The organism is Streptomyces sp. NPDC048825, from assembly GCF_043198355.1.
Taxonomy (GTDB): domain Bacteria; phylum Actinomycetota; class Actinomycetes; order Streptomycetales; family Streptomycetaceae; genus Streptomyces; species Streptomyces xiangluensis.
On record NZ_JBICUR010000009.1, the window covers coordinates 88,578 to 106,424 of the forward strand.

The window sequence follows — 17,847 nt, forward strand, 5'->3', positions numbered from 1 at the left end:
GGACTGTCAAGCCCTCCTGCACGGACTTCGTTTCGTGACTTGGTTGTGACCACTGGCTATCGAAATTTTCGCCCGGTACCCATTGACGTGACCTGCGTGACCTGTCTAACGTCCCGGCAATCCAGTTGAAACCTTTCACGACGTCGTGAGGCCCCCGCCCCGCGTCGCTGAGGAGCCCTCATGACCCACCCGTCCGACACGGGTCCGGCCCCGGTGCTGGCGCTGAAGGACATCTCGAAGTCCTTCGGTGCCGTACGCGCCCTGCGGGACGTGTCCCTGGAGCTGTTCCCCGGCGAGGTGCACGCCATCGCCGGAGAGAACGGCGCGGGCAAGTCGACCCTCATCAAGGCGCTCGCCGGGGTGCACCGACCGGACGCCGGCCAGGTGCTGCTGGACGGTGAGCCCACTGTCTTCAACGGTCCGGCCGACGCCCGGGACGCGGGCATCGCCGTGATCTACCAGGAGCCCACGCTCTTCCCCGATCTGTCGATCGCCGAGAACATCTTCATGGGACGCCAGCCCCGCCGCGCCCTCGGCCGTATCGACCACAAGGCCACGCACACCGCGACGCTGGCCCTGATGCAGCGCCTCGGTGTCGAACTCGACCCGGACCGTCCGGCGCGCGGACTGTCCATCGCCGATCAGCAGATCGTCGAGATCGCCAAGGCCCTCTCCTTCGACGCCCGCGTCCTGATCATGGATGAGCCGACCGCCGCTCTTACCGGCAGCGAGGTGGCCCGTCTCTTCGGAGTCGTACGCACCCTGCGCGAGCAGGGCGCCGCGGTGCTGTTCATCTCGCACCGCCTGGAGGAGATCTTCCAGATCTGCCGGCGGGTCACGACCTTGCGCGACGGTGCCCTGATCTCGAGCGAGCCGCTGGACGGCATGACCGAGGACGATCTCGTACGCCGCATGGTCGGTCGCGATCTCGACGAGCTGTACCCCAAGCAGGAGGTGCGGGCGGGCGAGGTGGCGCTGAGCGTGCGCCGGCTGACCCGCGAGGGCGTCTTCACCGACATCTCTTTCGACGTCCGCCGCGGCGAGATCGTCGGACTCGCGGGGCTCGTCGGAGCCGGTCGTACGGAGGTGGCGCGTGCCGTCTTCGGTGTCGACCGGTGGGACGCCGGCGAGGTCGAGATCGACGGCAAGGCGCTGACCAACGGCGCGCCGTCCACCGCCATGGCCGCCGGGCTCGCCCTCGTCCCCGAGGACAGGCGGGCCCAGGGCCTCGTGATGGACATGTCGATCGAGCGCAACATCGGCCTGACCGGGCTGCGTACGACCGTGAAGGCGGGCCTCATGGACCGCGGCGCCGAGCGCAGCCGGTCCCTCGACTGGGCCGTCAAGCTCCAGGTCAAGTACGCCCGCATCGCCGACACCGTCAACACGCTGTCCGGCGGCAACCAGCAGAAGGTCGTCCTCGCCAAGTGGCTCGCCACCGGCCCGAAGGTACTGATCGTCGATGAGCCGACGCGCGGCATCGACGTCGGTACGAAGGCCGAAGTCCACCGGCTGCTCAGCGAGTTGGCCGCCGACGGGGTCGCCGTACTGATGATCTCCTCCGACCTGCCCGAGATCCTCGGCATGGCCGACCGCGTGCTCGTGATGCACGAGGGCCGGATCACCGCCGAGATCCCCCGCACCGAAGCCACCGAGGAAACCGTGATGGCCGCAGCCACGGGGAGGGCCGCCGCATGACGGTGACGGCTCCCAACCCCGCGCCCCCCGCCGACGTGGAGAAGTCGAGCGGTACGCGACTTGTCGACCGGGTCTTCAAGATGCGCGAACTCGCCATCCTGGTCGTCTTCCTGGCGATGATCGCCGTCACCCAGGCGGGCAACAGCGAGTTCCTGTCCGAGCAGGGCATCAAGGACCTGCTGCTGAACGCGACCATCCTGATGCTGGTCGCCACCGGCCAGTCGCTGGTCGTGATCACCCGGAACGTCGACCTGTCGGTCGGTTCGACCCTCGGCATCAGCGCCTTCGCTGCCGGTACGTACCTCCAGGGCGGCGGCAACTCCGTCGTGGCGATCGTCCTCGCGGTCCTGCTGGGAGTCGGCATCGGGCTGCTGAACGGACTGCTCGTCAGCCTCGGCCAGGTGCCCGCCCTCGTCGTGACCCTCGGCACGCTCTACATCATCCGCGGCATCGACTCGATCTGGGTCGGCTCACGGCAGATCACGGCGGCCGATCTCCCCGACGGATTCGCGGACTTCGGCTCCGGCGGCATCTGGGCGGTGCCCTATCTCGCCCTGATCGCGCTGGCCGTACTGATCGCCACCGCCTACTACCTCAAGCACTTCGGCAGCGGACGCGAGCTGTACGCGCTCGGCTCCAACCCGGAGGCCGCCCGGCTCGCCGGCATCCAGGTACGCAAGCGGATCCTGGTCGCATACACCTTCTGCGGAGCCCTCACGGGTCTCGCCGGCGCGCTGTACCTGGCCCGGTTCGGCAACGTCGACTCCGGCACCGGCAACGGCTACGAACTCACCGTCGTCAGCGCGGTGGTGGTCGGTGGCGTCGTCTTCACCGGCGGATCCGGCAGCGTCTACGGCGCCGCGCTCGGCGCCCTGCTGCTGACCTCCATCAACAGCGTGCTGCCCGCCCTCGGAGTCAGCTCGGTCTGGGTGCTCGCCATCAACGGCATCCTGCTCATCCTCGCCATCGCGGTCGACCGCATCGTCGCCCTGCGCGTGGCGTCCGCCCTGAAGAAGAGGAACGCCCGCCATGGCTGACTCGCCCCTCGCGCGCGCCGTCCGCTGGTCCTCCTTGAAAAGGTGGGATTCCGCCGTCGGCGCCCTCCTCATCGTCGTACTGCTGCTGTCCTTCACCACCGTCGACGGCTTCGGCAACGCCCTCAACCTGTCGTTCCTGATCGGCAACACCCTGCCGATCGCGCTGATCGCCCTGCCGATGACGCTGCTCGTGGTCGCCGGCGAGATCGACCTCTCGGTCGCCTCCACAGCCGGCCTGTCCGGTGCCGTGATGGGTGCGCTGTGGAACCAGGGCATGACCATCGAGACGATCATCCCGATCTGCCTGCTGCTCGGCGTGGTCTGCGGGCTGATCAACGGCCTGCTGGTGACCCGGCTCGGGCTGCCCTCCCTCGCCGTCACCATCGGCACCCTCGCCGCCTACCGGGGCATCGCACAGATCGTGCTCGGCTCGGACGCGGTGACCGACTTCCCCGCCCAGTACCTGGACTTCGCGTCCGGACGCATCGGGGACACCTTCATCCCGTACGCCTTCTTCCCCTTCCTCGTGCTGCTCGCGATCGCCGTGGTCGCGCTGCACGCCACCCCGTTCGGGCGCTCGCTCTTCGCGATCGGCGCGAGCGAGGAGGCCGCACGGTTCGCCGGCCTCCGGGTGAAGCGGCAGAAGCTGATCCTGTTCACCCTGACCGGCCTGATGGCCTCGCTCACCGGCATCTTCTGGGCCCTGCACTACGCCAGCGCCCGGTACGACAACGCCACCGGGCTCGAACTCTCCGTCGTGGCCGCCGTGTTGCTCGGCGGCATCGATTTCGACGGAGGCAAGGGCACGCTCGGCGGCGCGATCGCGGGAGTCTTCCTGCTCGGCGCGCTGCAGAACGTGATGAGCATCCAGGACGTCTCCGCCCAGTCGCAGATCGTCGTCACCGGCGTACTGCTCGTCGTCTCCGTGCTCGGCCCCAGGGTCGCACGGCAGATCTCCATCGCGAGGGCGGGCCGAAAAGCGGCAGCGCTCCGCTGAAAGGGCCGTTCGAAAGCTGCGGGCCGTCCGTGGCTGGTCGCGCCCACGCGGCGGAGCCGCAAATCAATAACAGCCCCGCGCCCCTTTGGGGCGCGCCACACTCACCTCCGTTCAAAGGATCCCCTCATGCGCAAGTCATCGATCCGCCGCAGCGCCGTCGCGCTCGCCGCCGTCACCTCGCTCGCCCTCGCCGCCACCGCCTGCGGCGGCGGCACCACCAAGGAAGACGTCAGCAAGGAGGGCGGCGCCGCCGCCACTGCCGGCAAGGCCGACCCGAACGCCGAACTGAAGAAGGGTCTGACCGTCGGCTTCCTGCCCAAGCAGGTCAACAACCCGTACTTCACCACCGCCGACAAGGGCGGCGAGGCGGCCCTCAAGGAGCTGGGCTCCAAGTACAAGGAGGTCGGCCCGTCCAGCGCCACCGACACCGCCGGCCAGGTGAGTTACGTGAACACGCTCACCCAGCAGCAGGTCGACGCGATGGCCGTGTCCGCGCAGGACCCGGGTGCCCTGTGCACCGCGCTCAAGCAGGCCATGAGCAACGACATCAAGGTCGTCACCTACGACTCCGACACCAAGCCCGACTGCCGCAACGCCTTCGTCTCACAGGCCAGCGCCGAGGACCTGGGCCGTACCGAGGTGCAGCTGCTCGCCGAACAGATCGGCTACAAGGGCGAGATCGCGGTGCTGTCCGCCGCGCAGACGGCGACGAACCAGAACGTCTGGATCGACTTCATGGAGGACGAGCTCAAGGATCCCAAGTACAAGGACATGAAGCTCGTCAAGGTCGCCTACGGTGACGACGACGCCCAGAAGTCCTTCCAGCAGACCCAGGGCCTGCTCCAGGAGTACCCGAACCTGAAGGGGATCATCTCCCCGACCACCGTCGGCATCAAGGCGGCCGCCCAGTACCTGTCCGGCTCCAAGTACAAGGGCAAGGTCAAGCTGACGGGCCTCGGCACCCCGAACGACATGCGCAAGTACGTCAAGAACGGCACCGTCGAGGCCTTCGAGCTGTGGAACCCGGCGGAGCTCGGCGAGCTGGCCGCGCGTACGTCCGTGGCACTGGCCTCGGGCCAGATCACCGGCAAGGAGGGCGAGAAGTTCACCGCCGGTGACATGGGCGAGTACACCATCGGCAAGGACGGCGTGATCAACCTCGGCAAGCCGACCGTGTTCGACGCGAAGAACATCGACGACTTCAACTTCTAGGCCCCGGAGGGTCCTTGATGCAGCGCGTGTGCTTTCTGCTGAAGGTCCGCGAGGACCGGATCGCCGAGTACCGCGAGCGGCACGCCGCCGTGTGGCCGGAGATGCTCGAAGCTCTCTCGGCCACCGGCTGGCACAACTACTCGCTCTTCCTGCGCGAGGACGGCCTGCTCGTCGGCTATCTGGAGACCGAGGACTTCGAGGCCGCCGTGGCCGGCATGGAGGCCACCGAGGTCAACGCCCGCTGGCAGGCGGAGATGGCGCCGTTCTTCGAGTCGCTGGACGGCGCCCGCCCCGACGAGGCCATGAAACCGCTCACCGAGGTGTTCCACCTCGCGTGACAGAACCGCTCGGCACAACCCACCTGACTGAAGTGCTCGATCTCGCCCGACAAAGGAGTCCCCCGAGATGAGAAGACGTACGCTGCTGGCCGGCACCATCCTCAGTGCCGTGGCCGGCCCGGTCGTCGGCGCCGGTGCCGCAAGGGCCGCCGACCCCGGCCCCTCGGTCACCCGCATCGGCAGCAGCCGCCTGGACGCGCAGGCCCTCTTCTTCGTGTCGTACGACGGTCTGGTCAACAACAACTCGTTCCAGAAGAACGGCCTGTTCACCTACAAGGGCTACCAGTACGCCGCCTGGTACACCGCCGACCGCAACGCCGTCGTCGGCCGCCGCGCCCTCGGCGCGAGCACCTGGTCCACCGTCAAGGTCGGCCACACCCTGCGCTACAACGACTCCCACAACGTGATCTCCATGGGCGTCTCGAAGACCGACGGCCGGCTGCACCTCAACATGGACTCGCACAGCGACGGCTTCACCTACGTCAAGTCGGCGGCCGGGCTCCTCGACAACCCCGCCGGGCTGAGCTGGACCACGAGCCGCTTCGGCGCACCGCAGTCCACCCTCGACGGGCTGGCGCTCACCTCGCAGTTCACATACCCGCAGTTCATCTCCACTCCCGAGGGCAGGCTCCAGCTCAGCTACCGCGTGGCGGTCTCCGGCAACGGCCGCAACGCGCTCGCCGAGTACGACGGCACCAGGTGGACCAACCTCGGCGAGTGGACGAGCTCCACCGGCACTTACACCAGCGAGCACGGCTCCAGCACGGCCCGCAACATGTACCTGCACGGCATCGACTACGACGGCAACGGGCGCCTGCACGCCATGTTCACGTGGCGCGAGCAGAACGGCGCCGTGATGTGCAACGGCGGCGGCATCACCAACCACGACACCGGTTACGTCTACTCGGACGACCGGGGCCGCACCTGGCGCAACAACGTGGGCGCAGTCGTCGGCACCACCGGAAGCTCCGACCGCGTCTCCGTCACCGACGCAGGGCTCGTTGTGGATCCGCTCAATGCCGACCACTCCCTGATGAACCAGGAGAGCCAGTTCATCGACTCGGCCGGCCGCCCGCACGCCATCATCAGCTACGTACCCGGCCGTTTCGGCCAGTGCACGACGAACTACGTCGCCAACCGCACGGCCAACGGCCGTGCCTTCCTTGTCCGCAAAAGCTCGTCCGGCGCCTGGCAGAAGACCGAGATACCGGTGCCGCTGAACTCCAGCCAGCGCACGAAGCTCGTCCTCGACAAGTACAACAACGCGTACGCGATCTTCCCGTTCGGCCGGATCGCCGGTGCCTCGGTGGCCTCCGGACACACCGACTGGAGGATCCTGTTCGACGGCGCCGGGCTCAATGCCTTCGGCGAGGTAGTGATCGACGAGATGCGCATCGCGCAGGACGGGGTCCTGTCGGTCATGTACCAGGAGAAGTCCAGCGGTACGACGCCCTCGGCGCTCCATGTCGTCGACTTCCGGCTGCCCGCGTGAGTGCTGCTCGTGGCGGTGGGCGCGCCGGTAATGTGAGGGTCTGCCTGCCGCCCCCCGTCACCTTGGAGGTCCCTGCCTGATGGCTCATTCGGTGGGTATAAAGGACGTCGCCCGTGTCGCCGGAGTCTCGGTGGGCACCGTGTCGAACGTGATCAACCGGCCGGACACGGTCGCCTCCGAGACCCGTGCCCGCGTGCTGTCCGCGATAGACCGGCTCGGCTATGTCCGCAGCGAGTCGGCGCGGCAGCTGCGGGCCGGACGCAGCCGGATCATGGGCCTGCTCGTCCTGGACATGGGCAACCCGTTCTTCGTGGACGTGGCACGCGGCGCCGAGCGCGCCGCCCGTGACGCCGGCCTCGGCGTGATGGTCTGCAACAGCGCGCAGAGCCCGGGCGAGGAGGCCGAGTACCTGTCGCTGTTCGCCGAACAGCGGGTACGGGGCGTGCTGTTGACGCCCGCCGACGCGACCGGGCGGAACATCGAGGCGTTCCGCCGTCACGGCATCCCGTTCGTACTCGTCGACCGGGTCGCCGAGGGCGCCACCGAGTGCTCGGTCTCGGTCGACGACGTGGCGGGCGGCGCGCTGGCCGTAAGGCATCTGATCGACGCCGGGCACCGCTCCATCGCGTATGTGAGCGGGCCGCCCGGACTGAACCAGGTCAGGGACCGGCGCACGGGCGCGCTGAACGCGCTGGCCGAGGCGGGGCTCGGCGCCGACCGCCTTCGTGAACTGCCCACCGAGCGGCTCGACGTGGCCGCGGGCCGGGACGCCGGCGCCCGGCTCCTCGGTCTCGCCGAGCGACCGACCGCCGTCTTCTGCGCCAACGACCTGCTCGCGCTCGGCGTCCTGCAGGCCATGTTCGCGGCCGGCGTCTCCGTCCCCGACGACCTCGCGATCGTCGGCTACGACGACATCGAGTTCGCGGCCGCCGCAGCCGTCCCCCTCACCTCCGTACGGCAGCCCGCCGTGACCATGGGTGCGCTCGCCGCGGAACTCCTCCTGGAGGAGACCGAGTCCGAGACGGCGCCGGTCCCGCACGAGCACCGAAGGGTCGTACTCCAGCCGGAACTCGTCGTACGCCGCTCCAGCCTGCCCCCGCGCTGAGGAGACCATGTGCTGAACTGGCCCCGGAAGCGTCCGAACGTCCTCGGGAGCCGCAGTGAGCGTCAGTTACCGTCAGCCCGGCGTCGTCCTCACCGACCGCCGCTTCACGGTGCCCCTCGACCACGACGACCCGGGCGGGGAGACGATCGAGCTGTACGCCCGTGAAGTCGTCGCCACCGGAAAAGCTGAGCGTGACCTGCCCTGGATGGTCTACCTGCAAGGCGGCCCCGGCTTCGGCGCCAACCGCTTCATCGGCAAGCAGGCCTGGCTCGGCCGCGCCCTCGAGGAGTACCGGGTCCTGCTGCTCGACCAGCGCGGCACCGGCAACTCCACACCCGCCAACCGCCAGACGCTCCCGCTGCGCGGCGGCGCGCGTGAACAGGCCGACTATCTCGCACACTTCCGCGCCGACTCCATCGTCCGCGACTGCGAGGCCATCCGCCCCACGGTCACCGGGGGCCGGCCATGGACGGTTCTCGGCCAGAGCTTCGGCGGCTTCTGCACGGTGACCTACCTGTCGTTCGCGCCCGAAGGCCTGCGCGCCGCCCTGATCACCGGCGGCCTGCCCTCCCTGGACGCAGGCGCGGACGACATCTACCGGGCCGCGTACCCGCGCATCGAGCGCAAGGTGGTCGCGCACTACGCCCGTTACCCGCAGGACGTCGAGCGGGCCCGGCGCATCGCCGAGCACCTGCTGGCGCACGACGTCGTCCTGCCGAACGGCTACCGGCTCACCGTCGAGGCCTTCCAGTCCCTCGGCATCGTCCTCGGCAAGAGCGACGGCAGCCACCGCCTCCACTACCTCCTGGAGGACGCCTTCGTCCGCACCCCGCAGGGCCCGGCCCTCTCCGACGCCTTCCAGGAGGAGGTACAGGGGTTGCTGTCGTTCGCGGGCCACCCGCTGTACGCGCTGGTCCACGAGGCCTGTTACGGGCAGGACGCCGGGCCCACCGACTGGGCCGCGGAGCGGGTGCGTGCCGAGTTCCCGCAGTTCGACGCGGCCAAGACACTCGCGGGCGACGGACCGCTGCTGTTCACGGGCGAGTCCGTGCACCCGTGGACCTTCGACTGCGACCCGGCGCTGCGCCCGCTGCGCGAGACCGCTGAGGACCTGGCCGAGAACAGGGGCTGGTTGCCGCTGTACGACCCCGACCGCCTCGCCGCCAACGAGGTCCCCGTCGCCGCGGCCGTGTACCACGACGACATGTACGTCGACACCGAGCACTCGCTGGAGACGGCGCGGAGCATCCGGGGCCTGCGTGCGTGGGTGACGAACGAGTTCGAGCACGACGGGGTACGGGCGGGCGGCTCGCGCGTACTGGACCGGCTGATCGCCATGTCGCGGGACGAGGTCTGAACGACTGTCACGGGCCTGGTTTTTGCCCGGCGCGTACGACCGGGCGCCGCTAATCTGCGAACCATGACGGAGCCGAGCATGACGGAATCGACTGTCGACCAGCTCAAGCCCATGCCCGACGACTGGCAGCGCGCCCTTGCCGTGGTGGCCCACCCGGACGACCTCGAGTACGGCTGCTCGGCGGCGATCGCCGCGTGGACGGACGCGGGCCGGGAGGTCGCGTATGTGCTGGCGACCCGTGGTGAGGCGGGCATCGACACGCTGGACCCTGCCGAGTGCGGGCCGCTGCGGGAGCGGGAGCAGCTGGCCAGTGCGGCCGTCGTCGGGGTGAGCGAGGTGGAGTTCCTCGACCACAGCGACGGGGTCGTCGAGTACGGGATCGCGCTTCGGCGGGACATCGCGGCAGCGATCCGCAAGTACCGGCCCGAACTGGTCATCACCCTCAACCACCGCGACACGTGGGGTGGGGTCGGCTGGAACACCCCGGACCATGTCGCCGTGGGACGGGCCACGCTCGACGCCGCCGCCGACGCGGGGAACCGGTGGATCTTCCCCGAACTGGCCGACCAGGGACTCGAACCCTGGAACGGGGTCCGCTGGGTCGCCGTCGCCGGTTCGGCGAGCCCCACGCACGCGGTGGACGCGACGCCAGGGCTGGAGCGGGCGGTACGGTCTCTCCTCGAACACCGCACGTACATCGAGGTGTTGACGGACGAGGACCCTGAGACATACGTACGTGGCTTCCTGATCGGCTTCGCGGAGTCGATGGGCGAGCGCTTCGGCGGGAAGCCGGCCGTGGCCTTCGAGCTCTTCGGCCGGTAGCTGTTCAGCCGGCAGGTCAGTCAGTCAGCCGGTGGATCAGGCGGCCACGGTCAGGGTGCCGAGGGCGCGGAGCGGGTTGACGACGCTGCCGTCCGGGAGGAGTTCGCCGGTGTCGTCGAAGACGATGGTTCCGTTGCACAGCCGGTACCAGCCCTGCTCGGGATGCGCGGACACGATCACGGCGGCGTGGTGGTCGGGGCTCTCGGCGGTCGGGCACAGGGGCTGGTGGGTGCACATGACGCTCTCCTCGGTTTGTGTGGCGCGTGCCTTCGGGCTCGTATCTCTGTAGTAGCGGAGCTTGTTTTCTTCTGTATGTGGAGACCCCCACAGGGCCGGAAATTCATCGGTGAGGATTCGTTCGGTGGAGGGGAGTTGGATGGTCGAGACGGGGAGTTGGCTGGGCCGGACCGAGCCCACGTACGCTGACCGGCATGCACGACCAGCCCGTCAACCTCCCGGCCCTCCACGATCTGCGCGCGGACTGCACCCGCTGCTTCGGCCTTTGCTGTGTCGCGTTGCCCTTCTCGGCCTCGGCGGACTTCGCGGTCGACAAGAAGGCGGGGAAGCCCTGCTCCCACCTCGGCACCGACTCCCGCTGCGGCATCCACACCGAGCTGCGGCAGCGCGGCTTCACCGGCTGCACGGTCTACGACTGCTTCGGCGCCGGACAGCAGGTCTCCCAGGTCACCTTCGGCGGGGAGGACTGGCGGACGGGGACGCGGGAGCACGCCCGGCGGATGTTCGACGTCTTTCCAGTCGTACGGCAACTCCATGAACTGCTCTGGTACCTGACGGAGGCACTGTCCCTGCCCGCCGCTCGCCCGGTCCACGCCGACCTCCGCCGACTGCTCCGCGAGACCGAGCGGCTCACCCGCCAAGCCCCGCAGGAACTGGGCGAGTTGGACGTGGGCGCGCACCGGCAGGAGGTCAACGTGCTCCTGCTGCGGACGAGCGAGCTGGTGCGCTCGGGTACCCGTGGCCGCAAGAAGGACCGCCGGGGCGCCGACCTGATGGGCGCCCGCCTCAAGGGGGCCGACCTCAGGGGTGCCAACCTGCGCGGCGCCTACCTCATCGCCGCCGACCTGACCGGCGCCGATCTGCGGGGCGCGGACCTCATCGGTGCGGATCTCCGCGACGCCGACCTCACGGACGCGGACCTGACCGACGCCTTCTTCCTCACCCAGCCCCAGCTCAACTCGGCCCGGGGCAGCGGGAGCACGAAGTTGCCGAGGGCGGTCAGCCGCCCGGTGCACTGGACCGCGCAGCTCTGAGGGCGAACGGCCGTCTGCTGAGGGCGATGGGCCTTTTTCCTGTGAAAAGGGCCTGACGTGGTTGGCGTCAGCCTCGATCTTCGGTAGGTTAGGCAAGGCTTACCTAAGGGAGGTTTGGGATGGGTGACCGTCACACCTGGACCGCCGTGCCGGCAACGGCACAGCGGGCCCGCTCCGTGCTCGCCACGGCATGGTCCTGCGCGGTGACCGCCGAGGGCGGCCGCGAGGAGTTCATCGGCGTCCACACCGTCGCCGAGGACGGCCGCGTGCTGCTGCATCTGCCGGACGACAGCATGCTCACCACGGCCGCGATCTGCGCGCCACGCGGAGAGCCGTCCGCCGTCCTGGAGTTCGCCGACGTGGCGCCCGTCCCCGTACGCAACCGCATCCGCGCCCGGCTCTGGATGGCCGGCTGGTTCGCGCCCGAGGAGGGACACCTGACGTTCAGCCCGACCCGCATCGTGCTGCGCGACTCCGGCGGGGCGGTCGTGGTCGACCGCGACGAGTACGCCCACGCCGAACCCGACCCGCTGGCCACCGCCGAGGCCCGGCTGCTGACCCACCTCGCCGACGCCCACCCGGACGCCGTCGAGCGGCTCACCCGCCTCGTCGAGCCCGACAGCCTGCACGGCGCGGTACGCGTCCAGCCGCTCGCCGTCGACCGGCACGCGCTGACCCTGCGCATCGAGCGCTCCCGCGGCCACGGCGACGTACGACTGCCCTTCCACCGGCCCGCCGACGACCTCGGCCAGCTGACGGAACGTATGCACATCCTCCTCGCCCAGGCGAGCGCCGGAACCTGCCCCCGCGCCCTACAGCGGCAGCGCACAGACGGCGACGGGTGACGCGAACGGCTCGCCCGCGGGCCGGAGTTCGCCGGACTTCCCGTCGACGTGGAAGACACTGACCGTGCTCGACTTCTGGTTCGCGGCGAACAGCAGGTTCCCGTCCGGCGAGAAGGCGATGTGACGCGGGAAGTCGCCGCGCACCGGCACGGTGTCCAGCAGGCGCAGCCGGGCCCCGTCCGCCTCGACGGCGTACCGGGACAGGCTGTTGTGGCCGCGGTTGGCGAGATACGCGTACGAGCCCTTCGGAGTGACGAGCAACTGCGCCGGGTAACTCGTGCCCCCGCCCGTGCCCGTGGACTGCGGATCACCCGGCGTCAGCCGCCCCGTCGCCGGGTCGTAGGCGCACACGGTGACCGTGTTGTCGAGCTCGTTCGCCAGATAGGCGAAGCGGCCCCCGGGGTGGAAGGTGAGATGGCGCGGACCCGCGCCGGGGTGCGTGCGGCCTTGGGAGACAGGGCGGAGTGTGCCCGCGGATTCGTCCAGGCGGTATGTGTAGACCGTGTCCGTGCCCAGATCGACCGCGAGCACATGGCCGCCGTCCGGGCTGGTGATGAACTGGTGCGCGTGCGGCCCCTCCTGGCCGGGGCCCGGCGGCGGGCTCGAGTGCGTCACCAGGTCCGTCCGCCCGCCGAGCGCGCCCGAGGCCTCGATGGGGTGCACCGCCACGCTGCCGGACCCGTAGTTGGCGCTCAGCAGCCAGCGCCCGCCGGGGTGCACGGACAGATGAGTGGGAGCGGCACCTCCCGTGGGGCGCGTGCCAAGTACCTTGTGCCGTCCGCTCGTTGACAGCCGGACCGCCGTCACACCGCCGTCCTCACGCTCGTTGACGGCGTAGAGCGTACGGCCGTCCGGGTGCGCCGCGAGATAGGACGGGTCGCCGATGCCGGTGAGGGTTCCCCTGCCGGTGATACGGCCTGTCGTGACGTCGTACGTCGCGAGTCCGATGCCGGTGCCGCCGCCCTCGGCCGAGGTGTACGTGCCGAGGAACAGGGGGCGGGGGCCGGTGGGGCGGGGCTTCGCGGAGGGCGAGGGGGACGTGGCGCGCGCGGGGGTGGAGGTGGTGCCGGCCTCGGGGCGGTCCTGCGTGTCCTGGGTGCCGCAGCCGGCCGGGGCGGTCACCGCGGCTGCCGCGAGCGCCCCGACGAAACGGCGCCTGCCGAGCGCGCCTCGCGCCGGTTCCACACCCTTGCTCATGCCCGCACCTCTGGTCTCGATCGCCACGGCCGTGACAGCCACCTTGGCCGCTCGCGGCGGTGCGGGGCAAATGCGGCTCCGAGCGGCGGGTCAGGCAGCTCGGTCCGAGGCGGTACGAGGCTTCCGGCGGAGCCCCCGCATACGGCGGCGCAGGCGGGTCAGGCTGGGCATGCGTTCGCTCTGCTCGCGCGTGCAGCGGTCCAGTTCCTCCAGGAGCCGATCGGAGCGGCGCTCCATGTCGAGCTCGTCGAGGATCCGGGTGACCTCGGTGAGCACCGCGCCGTGCAGTTGCCACTGGCGCGCGTCCCGCTGGACCTCGTCGAGCATGAGCTGGGCCAGTTTGTCGCGGGTGGCGGTCGCCGAGGCGAGTTCGGTGGCGAGCCGGGCCTCCGCGGACTCCGCGCTGCGGCTGACATCGGTGGTCACCAGGACGGCGAAGCTGACCACGGCGTCACCGACCTCGGCCAGCAACTGCTCCACCGTCGCGCCGGTCTCGCGCTCGAACAGCGGCTCGGGCTCACGCAGCCTGGCGAGGTCGGTGAGGCTGCGGGCGAGTACCCGAAGGACCACCGTGCAGATCTCCAGCGTGTCGAGGCCGGTCCGCAGGACGACCCGGTGCAGCAGCCCTTCGCGTACGCGGGGATTGAGCTTCAGGCTGTCCTCGGCCTGCTTGAGGGCCGCGTCCACCTCGACGATGTCGTGGTCGAGGCGGCGGGCCTCGTACAGGCGTTCCGCCGCGTACGCCACGGGGGTGCGCCCGCCCGCCTCCTCGCCGACCAGCAGCATCAACTGCCGCATACGGCGGGCCAGATCCTCGATGGACTCTCCGGCCGCGCCCACCCACACCGGGGGAGAGAAGAGCAGATTGCAGCCGAGCCCGACCACGGCGCCGATGACCGTTTCCAGCACCCGCGCCCAGGCCGTGTCACCGACTCTGGTGACACCGAGGACCAGCATCGCGCTGATCGCCACCTCGGGGACGAACTCGCTGACCCGCACCAGGTGGCCGACGGCCAGCGAGGCGAGGATCAGCAGGCCGAGGCTCCACCAGGTGAGTCCCACGATCGCACTGAACGCGATGGCGAGGAGGACGCCTGCCACCACGGAGTTCACTCGGCGTACGCCGGTGGTGAGCGTGGAGTAGAGGGTCACCTGGACGACGAGGAGTGCGGTCAGCGGAGCGGTGAGGGGTGCCACCTCCGGGCTGAACTGAAGCGCGACCACGTAAGCGACCGTCGCGGCCGCGGCCGACCGCACCGTCTGGACGAAAACGGGCTCCTGGCGCCACTTCACGACCCGGGCCGCGGCGGCGGCCCATGCCTCACGTACATCCCGCATCTCAGGCAACTTCCCGTTCCGTAGCCCCACCGAACGTCTCCGACGGCGCGGTTGACCCGGAACGACGGCGGGGACACGCAGGCCGAGCGGCCAGTCTGACACGGGGCCGTTCGGCGGGCCGGGCCAGCCCTTCTAGGCGTACAGCTTGTCCAGGAAGGCGGAGAGATTGCCGGTCGCCCGGGCGATCTGCTCCTCCACCGTGAGGCTCTCCTCGATGCGGAGTACGGACTCCGGGACCTTTTTCCCGCGTACGTACAACGAGCACGCCAGGTCGGCGCACATGTACACGCCGACGGAGTTGCCCTCGCGTCCTGCCGCGCCCGCCTTGCGCGCCGTCATCAGCGAGACGCCGTTGCCAGGGTGAGTCGTCATGCACAGGGAGCACATGCTGCGGTGCAGGAAGCCGCGCCGCGAGGACGGGAAGCGCAGGGTGACGCCCACGAGTCGCTCCTCGCGCTCGGTGACGAGATAGCTGCGATCGGGCGCCCCCGGATCTCGCCAGCCGAGGAAGTCGAGGTCGCTCCACGGGCGTTCGGCGAGGTCACGCGGTATCGCCAGGCGTTTGGCCTCTCCCTTCGAGCAGTTGATGAATGAGTTGCGTATGTCCTGCTCGGTGAGTGGTCTCATCGTGCGGGTCCTTGTGGGGAGTCGGGGCGGTGGGCAAGCCGGTCGACTCGGACCGGCGCAAAACCTAGGGTGACTAGGTTTTAGCCTACGGTACATAGCCGTATTGCCGAGAGCTAACGAATTTCGGGGACCGTACGCTGTACCGGAGCCGTACGTCGGATCATGAACGGGGAGGGGCAGGATGTCGGAGGAGCGGGCTCGGCAAGTTCTTGAGGCGGTCGGGGTGCCGGGGGAACGGCTTGTCCGGTGCCGGTCGCTGGACGGGGGGACGTACAACGCGGTCGAGGAGCTTCTGCTCGACGACGGCAGTCGTTACGTGCTGAAGGTCCCGCCCCCGCCTACCGACCCCGGCATGAGTCATGAGCGTGAACTGCTTGCCTCCGAAGCGGAGTTCTACCGGGCCGCCGCCACAGTCGACGTGACCGCACCGCGTGTGGTGGGCGTCTGTCTCGACGGAGCCGCGTCCACCGGGCGTTATCTGCTGATGACGGCGTGCCCGGGTGAACCGTGGGGCGACTCCGTCACGTACGGCGAACAGGTCCTTCTCCGTGAGGAGTTGGGTCGCCAGGTGGCCCGACTCCACCGGGTGACCGGGCCCGGCTACGGATACCCGTCCGGTGCCCTCGGGCCCTTGGCCGACGACTGGCGTACGGCCTTCACCACGATGTACGACGCCGTTCTGGACGACGCCCGCCGCTATCGTGCGTGGCTGCCGCGACCGGTGGACGAGATCGCCCGGACGGCCAAGGCCGCGTACGACGCGCTCGACGAGGTCTCGGAGCCGTGCCTCGTGCACTTCGACCTGTGGCGGGGGAACATTCTGGTCGAGCGTCCGGAGGGCGGCGCGGCACCCGTGATCGGCGGGCTGATCGACGGCGAGCGCATGTTCTGGGGAGATCCACTGGCGGACTTCGTCTCGCTGGCGCTGCTCGGCGACATCGAGCAGGACGAGGCGTTCCTGACGGGCTATCGAGAGGCGGGCGGCCACGCCGTGTTCACCTCGGCCGCCCGTCGACGCCTCGCCCTTTACCGCAGCTACCTCTACCTGATCATGCTCATCGAGACCGTCCCCCGGGCCTCGGGCAACGAGCGCGGGTCCTGGGTCCGCGAGACCGTCTCTCCGGAACTGATCGCTGCCCTGGACGCGCTCGACTGCTGAGCCTCCGGCCGGGGCGCGGAATGGAAAGAGACCCCGACCGGACGGGGGAATCACGGTCGGGGTCCCACGACTCATTTAACGGGAAACCACTGGCCGAGGTTCCCAGGTACGTGCAGGTCAACCGTGATATGTGTCACGAGCGAGGCGCCCGGCTCGGCCGCTCCGTCTCGGCCCAGATGTTCTCGGCCTGGAGCAGCAGGGTGCCCAGGACCGCGGCGCGGGGCGCGCCCAGACCGGCGTGGTCCCGCAGGCTCGTCTGCAGCGCTTCGTGCAGTTCCCGCATCGTCGCCTCGGCCCGGCGGTCCGTTGCGTACGCATCCGAACCGTCCCGGCGTCCGTCCGGCTCCAGACTCCTCCGGCCCTCGCGGTGGCAGGCCTCCCCGAGCAGGGCGAGCAGCCGGGCGTAACGGTGAAGGGCCGCTCCGTCCGGTGGGCCGGCGGTCCGTCCGCCGTCGACGGAGACCGCCAGGGCCCGGATCAGCGCCGCCACATGCCCGGTGATCCTGCCCCACCGCTCGTCCTCGTCCGCCGCCGGAACATCCAGCGGCACCCGGTGGAACGCCCTCAGCCAGTGCCCAGTGAGCCGCAGGCTCTCCTGGCTCCAGCGCCTGGCCGCCCGCAGATCGTCGAGCCGGCGCGCCAGGCGGGCGGAGGCGCGCGACCAGTGCGCGGCGGTCGACGCGTCCCAGTCGCCCTGCCGCAGGTTCTCGGCGATATCGGTCAGTACGTCGCCCGTCTCCTGCGCGAGAGCTGCCAGGTTCTCGCGTACGTTGCGCAGGTGGACCGGTGGCAGGACCAGGGCGTTGACGGCCACCCCGATGACGGCCCCGAGGGCGGCCTGAGCGAGCCGATGGCTGATCGCGGAGCTCGTCACGGTGTCCGAGGCGAGGGTGAACAGGGCGGTGGTCGTGGCGTAGATGCCCTGGTCACCGAAGCGGGGCCAGTTGGCGAGCAGCATCAGCACCGGGACGGACAGCGCGAGCGCGGCCAGGGTGTTCCCCGTGAGGACCTGTGCAGCCGAAGCCAGCAGCGTGCCGACGCAGATCGCCGCGAACTGCTGGGCCGCCTGCCGCAGCGAGCTGTAGACCGTGGCCTGCACCAGGACCACCGCCACCCAGGGTGCCATCAGCGCCATCGGGTCGCCGAGCCATTCGTCCGCCACGGTCCACGCGAGCAGCGCCGCCGCGGCGGCCTTGAGCGACTGCACGACGAGGTCCCGTTCTCTGCCCGGCTCGCGCGCCGCCCGCCGTGCGGCCTCGGCCACGGTCCGCATCTCGTTCCGCACCCGGTCCTTGGCCTCAGTCACATGGATCATCCGGGCCGGGTAACCGGAGAAACGGAACGCGCACGCA

The 17,847-nt window shown here is 69.9% G+C and carries 17 protein-coding genes; 12 read left to right on the forward strand and 5 right to left on the reverse strand.

The window, feature by feature from the left end:
- Positions 1-180: 180 nt before the first annotated feature.
- The 9 genes from ACGFNK_RS22395 (at position 181) to ACGFNK_RS22435 (ending at position 10,058) form a co-directional block, all read left to right on the forward strand.
- The gene (locus ACGFNK_RS22395; RefSeq protein WP_393418412.1) at positions 181-1,698 is read left to right on the forward strand and encodes a sugar ABC transporter ATP-binding protein; all 1,518 of its coding nucleotides are present in this window, start codon (positions 181-183) and stop codon (positions 1,696-1,698) included.
- Complete coding sequence (locus ACGFNK_RS22400) at positions 1,695-2,735, forward strand: ABC transporter permease (RefSeq protein ID WP_393418414.1); 1,041 nt, start codon at positions 1,695-1,697, stop codon at positions 2,733-2,735. The genes ACGFNK_RS22395 and ACGFNK_RS22400 overlap by 4 nt, the downstream gene beginning before the upstream one ends.
- Positions 2,728-3,732: an ABC transporter permease gene (locus tag ACGFNK_RS22405; RefSeq protein WP_386342976.1), complete on the forward strand. Its 1,005-nt coding sequence runs from the start codon at positions 2,728-2,730 to the stop codon at positions 3,730-3,732. Before ACGFNK_RS22400 ends, ACGFNK_RS22405 begins: the two co-directional genes overlap by 8 nt.
- Before the next feature lie 126 nt (positions 3,733-3,858).
- Complete coding sequence (gene rhaS, locus ACGFNK_RS22410; protein WP_393418416.1) at positions 3,859-4,944, forward strand: rhamnose ABC transporter substrate-binding protein; 1,086 nt, start codon at positions 3,859-3,861, stop codon at positions 4,942-4,944.
- Between the two features lie 17 nt (positions 4,945-4,961).
- Positions 4,962-5,282 (forward strand): L-rhamnose mutarotase, encoded by a 321-nt coding sequence (locus ACGFNK_RS22415; RefSeq protein ID WP_388669162.1) that lies wholly within the window; start codon positions 4,962-4,964, stop codon positions 5,280-5,282.
- A gap of 67 nt (positions 5,283-5,349) precedes the next feature.
- Positions 5,350-6,774, forward strand: a complete 1,425-nt coding sequence (locus ACGFNK_RS22420) for a BNR repeat-containing protein (RefSeq protein ID WP_393418418.1) — start codon at positions 5,350-5,352, stop codon at positions 6,772-6,774.
- A gap of 79 nt (positions 6,775-6,853) precedes the next feature.
- A complete protein-coding gene (locus ACGFNK_RS22425; protein ID WP_344397374.1) occupies positions 6,854-7,879 on the forward strand; it encodes a LacI family DNA-binding transcriptional regulator in 1,026 nt (341 codons plus the stop codon).
- Between the two features lie 55 nt (positions 7,880-7,934).
- Complete coding sequence (locus ACGFNK_RS22430; RefSeq protein WP_393418420.1) at positions 7,935-9,236, forward strand: alpha/beta fold hydrolase; 1,302 nt, start codon at positions 7,935-7,937, stop codon at positions 9,234-9,236.
- A 78-nt stretch (positions 9,237-9,314) separates the two neighbouring features.
- Positions 9,315-10,058, forward strand: coding sequence for a PIG-L deacetylase family protein (locus tag ACGFNK_RS22435; protein ID WP_393418422.1), 744 nt, complete (start codon positions 9,315-9,317; stop codon positions 10,056-10,058).
- A gap of 36 nt (positions 10,059-10,094) precedes the next feature.
- On the opposite strand, the gene ACGFNK_RS22440 is transcribed toward ACGFNK_RS22435, so the two are convergent.
- Positions 10,095-10,295 carry a DUF5999 family protein gene (locus ACGFNK_RS22440; protein ID WP_393418424.1) on the reverse strand — a complete coding sequence of 67 codons (201 nt, stop codon included), beginning with the start codon at positions 10,293-10,295 and terminating at the stop codon, positions 10,095-10,097.
- Positions 10,296-10,489: 194 nt separating this feature from the next.
- Between ACGFNK_RS22440 and ACGFNK_RS22445 the strand changes: the two genes are divergently transcribed.
- Both ACGFNK_RS22445 and ACGFNK_RS22450 read left to right on the forward strand, forming a co-directional pair.
- Positions 10,490-11,329 (forward strand): pentapeptide repeat-containing protein, encoded by an 840-nt coding sequence (locus tag ACGFNK_RS22445; protein ID WP_393418426.1) that lies wholly within the window; start codon positions 10,490-10,492, stop codon positions 11,327-11,329.
- Positions 11,330-11,448: 119 nt separating this feature from the next.
- The gene (locus ACGFNK_RS22450) at positions 11,449-12,174 is read left to right on the forward strand and encodes a DUF2470 domain-containing protein (RefSeq protein ID WP_393418428.1); all 726 of its coding nucleotides are present in this window, start codon (positions 11,449-11,451) and stop codon (positions 12,172-12,174) included.
- On the opposite strand, the gene ACGFNK_RS22455 is transcribed toward ACGFNK_RS22450, so the two are convergent.
- The 3 genes from ACGFNK_RS22455 to ACGFNK_RS22465 form a co-directional block, all read right to left on the reverse strand.
- On the reverse strand, positions 12,142-13,371 hold the full coding sequence (locus tag ACGFNK_RS22455; RefSeq protein ID WP_393418430.1) for a lactonase family protein: 1,230 nt from the start codon (positions 13,369-13,371) through the stop codon (positions 12,142-12,144). The two genes, ACGFNK_RS22450 and ACGFNK_RS22455, sit on opposite strands and share 33 nt — an antisense overlap.
- Before the next feature lie 90 nt (positions 13,372-13,461).
- Positions 13,462-14,709 carry an aromatic acid exporter family protein gene (locus tag ACGFNK_RS22460; protein WP_393418432.1) on the reverse strand — a complete coding sequence of 416 codons (1,248 nt, stop codon included), beginning with the start codon at positions 14,707-14,709 and terminating at the stop codon, positions 13,462-13,464.
- A gap of 132 nt (positions 14,710-14,841) precedes the next feature.
- Positions 14,842-15,336: an FBP domain-containing protein gene (locus tag ACGFNK_RS22465; protein WP_393418434.1), complete on the reverse strand. Its 495-nt coding sequence runs from the start codon at positions 15,334-15,336 to the stop codon at positions 14,842-14,844.
- Between the two features lie 181 nt (positions 15,337-15,517).
- Between ACGFNK_RS22465 and ACGFNK_RS22470 the strand changes: the two genes are divergently transcribed.
- Positions 15,518-16,495 (forward strand): phosphotransferase family protein, encoded by a 978-nt coding sequence (locus tag ACGFNK_RS22470; RefSeq protein ID WP_393418436.1) that lies wholly within the window; start codon positions 15,518-15,520, stop codon positions 16,493-16,495.
- A gap of 133 nt (positions 16,496-16,628) precedes the next feature.
- Here ACGFNK_RS22470 and ACGFNK_RS22475 read toward each other — a convergent pair whose 3' ends face one another.
- Positions 16,629-17,810 (reverse strand): aromatic acid exporter family protein, encoded by a 1,182-nt coding sequence (locus ACGFNK_RS22475; protein ID WP_393418438.1) that lies wholly within the window; start codon positions 17,808-17,810, stop codon positions 16,629-16,631.
- Positions 17,811-17,847 lie beyond the last annotated feature (37 nt).